The following is a 9,041-nucleotide window of genomic DNA, read 5'->3' as shown; positions in this document are numbered from 1 at the left end:
ATGGCGATGACCAGCCGGCGGCCACCGCGGGCGGCGGCCCCGACGAACGTCTTGCGGGCCGCGTTGGTGAACCCGGTCTTGCCGCCGATCGCGCCGGGGTAGCGCTGCAACAGCTCGTCCTGGTTGGTGATCGGGTGATCGCCGTTATCGCCGGGGAACATCGCCGACGGCTCGGCCGTGATCTGCGCGAACACCGGGTTCACCAACGCGGCCCGCAAGACGTTCGTCGGGGCCGCCGCCCGCGGTGGCCGCCGGCTGGTCATCGCCATGATGTACGGCCTGATCAAAGAGGGCGGACCGACGTACTGGGACCAGGCGGCGACGTTGTTCGACTGGGGTTTCGCGCAAAGCCCGCAGTCCAGCATCGGCTCGCTGTAGCTATTTTGCCGGGCCGGCGTCCGGCGCCGCCGCCGACAGCAGCGTCATCAGCATCGGGATCCGTTGCTCGGCGATCTGCGGCTGCGGCAGCACCCCCTCCACCACCGCGGCCCCGTCGAACACGTTGGTCAGCAACGCGACCAGGACCGGGAACGTCTCCTCGGGGAAGCTTTCGGCTCCGGGCAGCGTACGGGCGGCGTCGTGAATCTTCGCCGAGTACTGGCGCAGCTCGGTTTGCAAAGTGGCCCTGAGCTTTTCGTCGGTGCGCGCCGCGACGAGCAGTTCGTACAGCACGGCGTTGCTCGGGGCGGCGGTGATGTCACGGAGTATCGCCAGGGCGGCTTCGAGCGCCGGCCGATCGGCCGGTATTTCGGCGACCCGCTTGGTGAACGTCTCGAGCTGACGACGCAGCACTTCGGATGCCGTGGCCGCCATGAAGTCGCCCATCGTCTCGAAGTGCCGGAACAGGGCGCCCACGGATACCCCCGCGCGCTTGGTGATCACGGCGGCCGACGCCCGGGCGTATCCGACCTCGATGATGGTGTCGATGCAGGCGTCGAGAAGCCGTCCCACGGTCTCTTCCCGACGCTGCTGCTGGGTTCTGGCCACGTCAGCCTCCGATTTTCAGGGCGCTCCGGTCCCGGTGCCGCTGGCCCGCACGCAGATAGCGGCCGGATTTCACGGTCCGGCCGTAGCCGTCGCGGAACTGGCCCGCGCGGAAGACGACCGCGCCGCCCACGCCCGTCGCGATGACGGCGTCGTCGTTGCGATTGACCATGCGCCGCAGGCCGCCGTAGAACGGCACCTCGTCCTCGTAGTAGCCCTCCACCGCTTCGTTGAGACCGGCAGGGTCGATCACCACGAAGTCCGCGCGGTCGCCCTGCCGCAGCGTGCCGGCGTCGACGCCGAACCACTCCCCCAATTCGCCGGTCAGGCGATGCACCGCGCGCTCGATGGACATGAACGGTGCGCCGGCCCGCTGTGCGTCCCGGGCCCGCTTGAGCAGCTTGACCGGGAAGTTGTAGAACGCCATGTTGCGCAGGTGCGCGCCGGCGTCCGAGAAGCCCATGTGGACGCTGCCCTCGTTGGCGAGCGCGTTGAGCAGCTTGGGGCGGTGGTTGGCCACGACGGTCGTCCACCGGACGTTGCGTTCGCCGTTCTCGACGAGCACGTCCAGGAACGCGTCGAGCGGGTGCAGCTTGCGCTCGTCGGCGATGGCCCCGAAGCTCTTGCCTATCAACGACTCATCGGGGCATTCGACGATGACCGCGTCGTGGAAGTCGCGGTGCCACAACGACGGCCCGAGTTTGATCCGGTCGAACTCCCTGCGGAACTTCCGGCGGTATTCCTTGTCGGCCAGCAATTCGTTGCGCTCCAACTGGTCCCGCAGGTGCAGGGCGGCCGTCCCGGCGCCGAACTCCTCGAAGACCGGAAGATCGATTCCGTCGGAGTACAACTCGAACGGCACCGGCAGATGCTGGAAGCGCACTTGAGACCCCAGCAGCTTGTTCAGCAGACGGGTGCCCGGGCCGAAGACGTAGACCGACAGTGGCATCGACTTGGCATCGGCGGACACCAGCATGCTCATGCGAACACCCTTGCCTCGGTTGAGGATTCGGCTGCTCGCCAGGAAGAAGAGCATCCCGGTCGACGGCTTGGCCACATCGGGGGCGCTCTGCAGAATGCGGCCGCGCTTGCGCAGCACCCTGATCAGCCTGCGCCGCTCGCGCCAGGTCGCGAAGGTGGACGGCAACGCCCGCGACCGGAAACGCTCGCCGTCGAGCTTGTCGATGGCCGCGTCCATCCCCGACATGCCGAGCACCCCGGCGTCGAGCGCCTCGTCGAGCAGGGCCGCCATCCGCTCCACTTCGGCGTCGGTGGGCTGCACGGTGGCGTCGGTGGCCCGATCGAGGCCCATCACCGCGGTCCGCAGATCCGAATGGCCAAGCAGCGAGCCGATATTCGGCCCGAGCGGCAGGGCGTCGATCGCCTTGATGTATTCGGCCGCGGACGACCAGGTCTTGTTTTGCAAAGCGCCGTAGACGAATTCGCGCGGCACGGCCTCGACCCGGCTGAAGAGGTCGGCGGCGTCCTCGGAGCTGGCGTAGACCGTCGACAACGAGCAGTTGCCCAGCAACACGGTGGTGACACCGTGCCGCACGGACTCCCGCAGACCCGGATCCAGCAGCACCTCGGCGTCGTAGTGGGTGTGCACGTCGATGAAGCCCGGCACGATCCATTTGCCGGCGGCGTCGATCACCTCGGGGCACCCCGTCTCGTCCAGCGACCCGTCCGACACCGCGGCCACCACGCCGTCGCGAATGCCCAGCGTGCGGGTCTGGGGCGCGCTGCCGGTGCCGTCGAACCACAGCCCGTCGCGAATGATCACGTCGTAAGCCACTTTTGCCTCCAGTCGTCGTGGTGACACGGACCGTAACATAGATAGCAAGCACTCGCAATCTTTTCTGGCCGGCGTGTCCGCTTCGTCGGCCCCGCGCCGGCTAGGCCGGGGGACGGAACGCGTTGCCGCGCAAAATCACCAGGTCAGGACGGTGCAGGACGGCCGGGCCCGACCGCGGGTCGTCCGCGTAGCACAGCAGGTCGGCCGACGCGCCGTGATCGAGCCCGGGGCGGCCCAGCCAGCGACGGGCGTCCCAGCACCCCGCGCCCAACGCATCGGTGGGGCTCAATCCGATGCCCTTGAGCGCCTCGATCTCGTCGGCGATGCGCCCGGGCGCGACCATCGTGCCGGCATCACTGCCGGCGTAGATCGGCACGCCCGCTTCGCGGGCCGCGGCGATCCGCGACAGGCCACGAGCGTGCAAGTCGCGCATGTGAGCGGCGTAGGTCGGATATTTCGCGGCGGCGGCATCGGCGATGCCCGGGAAATTCTCGACGATGTTGACCAGCGTCGGGACCAGGACGGTTCCGTGCTCGACCATCAGCGCGATGGTGTCATCGGTGAGGCCGGTGCCGTGTTCGATGCAGTCGATGCCGGCCGTGACCAGCCCCGGCAGCGCGTCCTCGCTGAAGGCGTGCGCGGTGACCCGTGCGCCGTGGGCGTGCGCGGTGTCGATGGCGGCCTTGAGCACGTCGTCGGACCACAGCGGGGCGAGATCGCCGACGCTGCGATCGATCCAGTCGCCGACCAGCTTGATCCAGCCATCGCCGCGGCGCGCCTCTTCCGCGACCGCCTCGGGCAGTTGCCACTCGTCTTCCAGCTCGCGCGAGAATCCCGCCGCATACCGCTTGGGCCGGGCCAGATGTTTTCCGGCGCGGATGATGCGCGGCAGATCCTCGTGGTCGTCGAGGCTGCGGGTGTCGGTGGGTGAGCCGCAGTCTCGCAACAGCAGCGCACCGACGTCACGCTCGATCTCGGCCTGGGCGATCGCCTCGTCCAGCGGAATCTCTCCGTGCTCGCCGAGTCCGACGTGGCAATGCGCGTCCACCAGGCCGGGAATGACCCAGCCACCGTCGAAGACGGTGTCGGCCCCCGCGACCGGTTCGGTGCTGATGCGCCCGTCGACGATCCACAGCTCGGTTGGGGTCTCGTCCGGCAGCCCGACACCTCGCACGTGCATGCGCACGGCGCTGCTAATTCTTGCCGGCCCGATGGTGACGATCCGCTTCGCCCGGCTTCGCCGCGCTCCCGATCGTCACGGCTTGCCGGGGAACTTGAGTTTGGACAGGTCGAAGTCCGCCAGCCCGGGCGGCAGCTCGTTGAGACCCTCGGGCATGTGCGACAGGTCGGGGAACCCGGCCGGCATGCCCGGCATCCCGGCGCCCAGCGGGTTCCTGGCCTTAGGCGGCGTCGGGCCCCGACCGCCCTTCTTGCCCTTCTTGCCCTTGCCGCCCTTGGCCTTTCGGGTCGCCGACTTGCGACCCATTCCCGGGATGCCCATACCGCCGAGCATCGACGACATCATTTTGCGGGCCTCGAAGAAGCGGTCCACCAGCTGGTTCACCTCGGACACCGAGACGCCCGACCCGTTGGCGATGCGCAGCCGCCGCGACGCGTTGATGATCTTCGGGTCGGCCCGCTCTTCGGGCGTCATGCCGCGGATGATGGCCTGCAGGCGGTCGAGTTGCTTGTCGTCGACCTGGGCCAGCGCGTCCTTCATCTGTCCGGCCCCGGGCAGCATGCCCAGCAGGTTGCCGATCGGACCCATCTTGCGGATGGCGAGCATCTGCTCGAGGAAGTCCTCCAGCGTCAGCTCGCCGGTGCCGATCTTGGCCGCGGCGGCCTCGGCCTGCTCGGCGTCGAAAACCTGCTCGGCCTGTTCGATCAGGCTCAGCACGTCGCCCATGCCCAGGATGCGGCTGGCCATCCGGTCGGGGTGGAAGACGTCGAAGTCCTCGAGCTTCTCGCCGGTGGAGGCGAAAAGGATTGGGACGCCGGTCACCTCGCGGACCGACAACGCGGCACCACCGCGGGCGTCACCGTCGAGCTTGGTCAGCACCACCCCGGTGAAGCCGACGCCCTCGCGGAACGCCTCCGCGGTGGTGACGGCGTCCTGGCCGATCATCGCGTCCAGCACGAACAGCACTTCGTCGGGATTGACGGCGTCGCGGATGGCCGCGGCCTGGGCCATCAGTTCGTCGTCGATGCCCAGCCGGCCGGCGGTGTCGACGATCACGACGTCGTGGTGCTTCGCCCGGGCTTCGGCGAGACCGGCGGCCGCGACGGCGACCGGGTCGCCGGGCCCCGACTCGGGGGACTCGCCGGGATGGGGCGCAAACACCGGCACCCCGGCGCGCTCACCGACGACTTGCAGCTGGTTCACCGCGGCGGGTCGCTGCAGGTCGCACGCCACCAGCAGCGGGGTGTGCCCCTGGCCGCGCAGCCAGGCGGCCAGCTTGCCGGCCAGCGAGGTCTTACCGGAGCCCTGCAGACCGGCGAGCATCACCACGGTCGGCGGCGTCTTGGCGAAGGCCAGTTGACGGGTCTCCCCACCCAGGATGCCGATGAGCTCTTCGTTGACGATCTTGACGACCTGCTGCGCCGGGTTGAGGGCACCGGAGACCTCGGCGCCCCGGGCGCGGTCCTTGATCCGGCCCACGAACGCGCGCACCACGGGCAGCGACACGTCGGCTTCCAGCAGCGCCAGCCGGATCTCGCGGGTGGTGGCTTCGATGTCGGCGTCGGTCAGTCGACCCTTGCCGCGTAAGCCCTGAAGGGCACCGGTCAACCGGTCGGACAGCGATTCAAACACCCCGCCAGCCTAGTGGTACTGCAAGCGCGGCGAAGCCGGGCGCGGCAGGTACCACTCATCAGGTCTAGTGGTACTGCAAGCGCGGCGAGCTTAGCGCCGCCCGTCGACCGCGACACTGCAACTACGCACCCGACACGCCGGTAAAGGTGTGCGTAGTTTCAGTCTCGCCAAACCGGCGAACGGGTTTGAATGGTCGACATGCTCGAGGTGATCGACAAAGGATCGTGCAGCCGGGACCATCCGGTGCCGCTACTCTTCGTGCACGGCGGTTGGCACGGCGCGTGGTGCTGGGAGCACTTCCTGGACTTCTTCGCCGATGCCGGCTACCGCGCGGTCGCGATGAGCCTGCGGGGACACGGCGGCAGCCCAACGACCAAGCCGCTGCACAAGGTTTCCATCGCGGACTACATCGACGACCTCCGTTCGGTGGCCGACGAACTGGGCGGCCCCGTACTGATCGGCCACTCGCTGGGTGGCTTCGTCATCCAGCGCCACCTCGAAACGCGCCGCGCCCCGGCGGCAGTCCTGGTCGGCTCCGTGCCGCCGCAGGGTGTGCTCAGGTTGGCGGTGCGCGTCTGGCGTCGCCGGCCATCGATGACGATGGAAGCCTGGAGCGACCCCACGCTGCTGAAATTCCTCGCCACCCCGGCGCTGGCACGGGAGTACCTCTTCTGCGCCGACACGCCCGAAGCGGTCGTCGAATCCTGCAGACAACGCGCCGGGGCCGAGAGCATCCGCGCCGCGATGACCGATCCGATGGTCCGCCGCGTCAGAACCCGGCGGGTGACCACGCCGATGCTGGTCCTCGGCGCGGAGTACGACGGCTTCGTCAGCGTCGGCGATGTGCGCGCCACGGCGCGCGCGTATGCGACCGAACCGGAATTCTTCCCGATGGGTCACAACATGATGCTCGAGCCGGGATGGGCTGACGTCGCGCAACGCATCCACGGGTGGCTGCAAACCCGCGACCTCGCGGGCGCGCCACGGTAACCGCATCCGAGTCGTTACTGCGCCGAAAAGCGTTGGCGTGCTAGATTTCACGTCCACCGCTTCACCACGCTGGTCCGTCGACAATTACAACAAAACGGGGGGAAATGTCCGTGCAACCGCTCGCTCGCACGGAGAGCTCCGTCGACGACAGCGGCCGGGCGCTGCGTGGCTGGCAGCGCCGGGCGTTGGTCAAATATTTGGCCGGCCAACCGCGCGACTTCCTGGCCGTCGCGACCCCGGGGTCCGGGAAGACGACCTTCGCCTTGCGGGTGGCCGCGGAACTGCTCAGCCAGCGTGTCGTCGAGCAAATCACGGTCGTGGTGCCCACCGAGCACCTCAAGGTGCAGTGGGCCCAGGCCGCCGCACGGCACGGCATCGCCCTGGACCCGAAGTTCTCCAACTCCCATGCCCTGATGTCGGGCGAGTACCACGGCGTGATGGTCACCTACGCTCAGGTCGCGGCGCATCCGACGCTGCACCGGGTGCGCACCGAGCAGCGCAAGACGCTGGTGGTCTTCGACGAGATCCACCACGGCGGTGACGCCAAGACCTGGGGTGACGCCATCCGCGAGGCCTTCGGCGATGCGACGCGCCGCCTCGCCCTGACGGGCACGCCCTTTCGCAGCGACGACAGCCCAATCCCGTTCGTGTCCTACGAATCGGGCGCCGACGGGGTGCGCCGTTCGCATGCCGACCACACCTACGGCTACGCCGAGGCCCTCGCCGACGGGGTGGTCCGGCCGGTGGTGTTCCTGGCCTACTCCGGGGAGGCGCGCTGGCGGGACAGCGCGGGCGAGGAGCACGCCGCGCGGCTGGGCGAGCCGCTGACCGCCGAGCACACGGCGCGGGCCTGGCGCACGGCACTCGACCCGGCCGGCGAATGGATGCCCGCGGTGATCGCGGCCGCCGATCAGCGGCTGCGCCAGAAGCGCGAGCACGTGCCCGACGCCGGCGGCATGATCATCGCCTCCGACCGCACCGCGGCCCGCGCCTACGCCGCCCTGCTGACGAGGCTTACCTCGGAGGCGCCGACGGTGGTGCTGTCCGACGATCCCGGATCGTCCGCGCGCATCAGCGAATTCGCCGCCGGCACCAGCCGGTGGCTGGTGGCGGTGCGCATGGTCTCCGAAGGCGTCGACGTCCCCCGGCTCTCGGTCGGCATCTACGCCACCAGCGCCTCCACTCCCCTGTTCTTCGCACAGGCCATCGGCCGCTTCGTGCGATCGCGCCGGGCGGGCGAGACCGCCAGCATCTTCCTGCCGTCGGTCCCCAACCTGCTGCAGCTCGCCAGCGAGCTGGAGGCGCAGCGCAACCACGTGCTGGGGGAACCGCACCGCCCCGACGACGATCCCCTCGACGGTGATCCCGCCGTCCGGACGCAGACCGAGAAAATCGACGCCGACAACGGCTTCACCTCACTGGGCGCCGACGCGGAGCTGGATCAGGTCATCTTCGACGGGTCGTCGTTCGGCACGGCCGCGCCGGCCGGAAGCGACGAGGAGGCCGACTACCTCGGCATCCCCGGGTTGCTCGACGCCGATCAGATGCGGGCGCTGCTGCACCGCCGCCAGGACGAGCAGCTCCAGCGGCGGGCCGCGCAGGGCGCGCCGGCCGCCGTGCCGGGGCCCCCGTCGATGCATGGCCAATTGCGCGAGCTGCGCCGCGAACTCAACTCCCTGGTGTCGGCCACCCATCACCGCACCGGCAAGCCGCACGGCTGGATTCACAGCGAACTGCGCCGTCGTTGCGGGGGCCCACCGATCGCCGCCGCGACCCGTGAGCAGATCCAGGACCGCATCGAGGCCCTGCGGCGTCTCAACGCCGAGCACGCCTGACCCCGCTAGTCGCCGACCGGCTCCTGGAGCACTTCGACCGTGGGGCCGCCCAGCACGGCGAGCAGGTTCTGCTCGATCGCGGCTCGCGCGTCGCGCTCGCCCTGGGCCGGCACCGTCACGCAGAAGACGTCGGCCGCGGTGGAGCCGAACGTGTTGACCTTGGCCCAGGCGATGTCGGATCCCGCGCGTTCCAGCGCGCGGGTCAACAGCGCCAGCAGACCCACCCGATCCATGGCGCGGACTTCGAAGATCAACTGGCCGGCGGTCGCCGTGTCGAGCCACAGGATGCGCGGCGGGGCGGTCGACCGGGTAACGGGCACCCCGGCCTGAATCTCACCGGCCCGCGCCGTCGCGGCGCTGACCGCGTCGCTGTCGCGCCTCTCCAGCGTGCCGAGGACGTCGAGGTCCCCGGCCAGGGCGCCGACGAATTGCTGGCGCAGCAAGCCTGATTCGGGCGGCGAGCCGAACACCGGAGACACGACGAACTCCACGATCGCCACGCCGTCGTGAATGTTGGCCAACGCCGAATGGATTCGCAGGGAGTTCACCGCCAGCACCGCCGCGGCTTTCGACACCAGCCCGCGCTGGTTCGGCGCGAGCATCACCGCGGTCAGACGCTCGCGGT

Annotated in this window: 7 protein-coding genes and 2 pseudogenes; 3 read left to right on the top strand and 6 right to left on the bottom strand. The window is 69.5% G+C overall.

Annotated features, from left to right (window positions below; all coding sequences use genetic code 11):
• Nucleotides 1-221, bottom strand: a pseudogene (locus tag A5709_RS20425) (D-alanyl-D-alanine carboxypeptidase); the annotation flags it as partial.
• On the opposite strand from A5709_RS20425, the gene A5709_RS27710 reads away from it, so the two are divergent.
• Entirely contained in the window at nt 178-378 is a 201-nt protein-coding gene (locus tag A5709_RS27710; RefSeq protein ID WP_369806125.1) for a hypothetical protein, read from the top strand. The pseudogene A5709_RS20425 and the gene A5709_RS27710 overlap by 44 nt on opposite strands.
• Here the strand turns inward: A5709_RS27710 and A5709_RS20420 are convergent, their stop codons facing one another.
• The 4 genes from A5709_RS20420 to ffh all read right to left on the bottom strand — a co-directional run bounded on the left by A5709_RS20420 (nt 379) and on the right by ffh (nt 5,591).
• On the bottom strand, nt 379-987 hold the full coding sequence (locus tag A5709_RS20420; protein ID WP_068121969.1) for a TetR/AcrR family transcriptional regulator: 609 nt from the start codon (nt 985-987) through the stop codon (nt 379-381).
• A gap of 1 nt (nt 988) precedes the next feature.
• A complete protein-coding gene (locus tag A5709_RS20415; RefSeq protein ID WP_068121967.1) occupies nt 989-2,818 on the bottom strand; it encodes an amidohydrolase family protein in 1,830 nt (609 codons plus the stop codon).
• 61 nt (nt 2,819-2,879) lie between these two features.
• A complete protein-coding gene (locus A5709_RS20410) occupies nt 2,880-3,959 on the bottom strand; it encodes an amidohydrolase family protein (RefSeq protein ID WP_156768110.1) in 1,080 nt (359 codons plus the stop codon).
• Between the two features lie 75 nt (nt 3,960-4,034).
• Nucleotides 4,035-5,591 carry a signal recognition particle protein gene (gene ffh / locus A5709_RS20405; RefSeq protein ID WP_068011548.1) on the bottom strand — a complete coding sequence of 519 codons (1,557 nt, stop codon included), beginning with the start codon at nt 5,589-5,591 and terminating at the stop codon, nt 4,035-4,037.
• A 198-nt stretch (nt 5,592-5,789) separates the two neighbouring features.
• On the opposite strand from ffh, the gene A5709_RS20400 reads away from it, so the two are divergent.
• Nucleotides 5,790-6,581: an alpha/beta hydrolase gene (locus A5709_RS20400; protein ID WP_068121972.1), complete on the top strand. Its 792-nt coding sequence runs from the start codon at nt 5,790-5,792 to the stop codon at nt 6,579-6,581.
• Nucleotides 6,582-6,685: 104 nt separating this feature from the next.
• The gene (locus A5709_RS20395; RefSeq protein ID WP_068121959.1) at nt 6,686-8,416 is read left to right on the top strand and encodes a DEAD/DEAH box helicase; all 1,731 of its coding nucleotides are present in this window, start codon (nt 6,686-6,688) and stop codon (nt 8,414-8,416) included.
• A gap of 5 nt (nt 8,417-8,421) precedes the next feature.
• Here the strand turns inward: A5709_RS20395 and A5709_RS20390 are convergent.
• Nucleotides 8,422-9,041 (bottom strand): annotated as a pseudogene (locus tag A5709_RS20390) ([protein-PII] uridylyltransferase); the annotation flags it as partial.

The organism is Mycobacterium sp. E1386 (assembly GCF_001672745.1).
Lineage (GTDB): Bacteria > Actinomycetota > Actinomycetes > Mycobacteriales > Mycobacteriaceae > Mycobacterium.
Note: the sequence above shows the minus strand (reverse complement) of the source record. Positions and strands in the feature narration are given on the sequence as shown.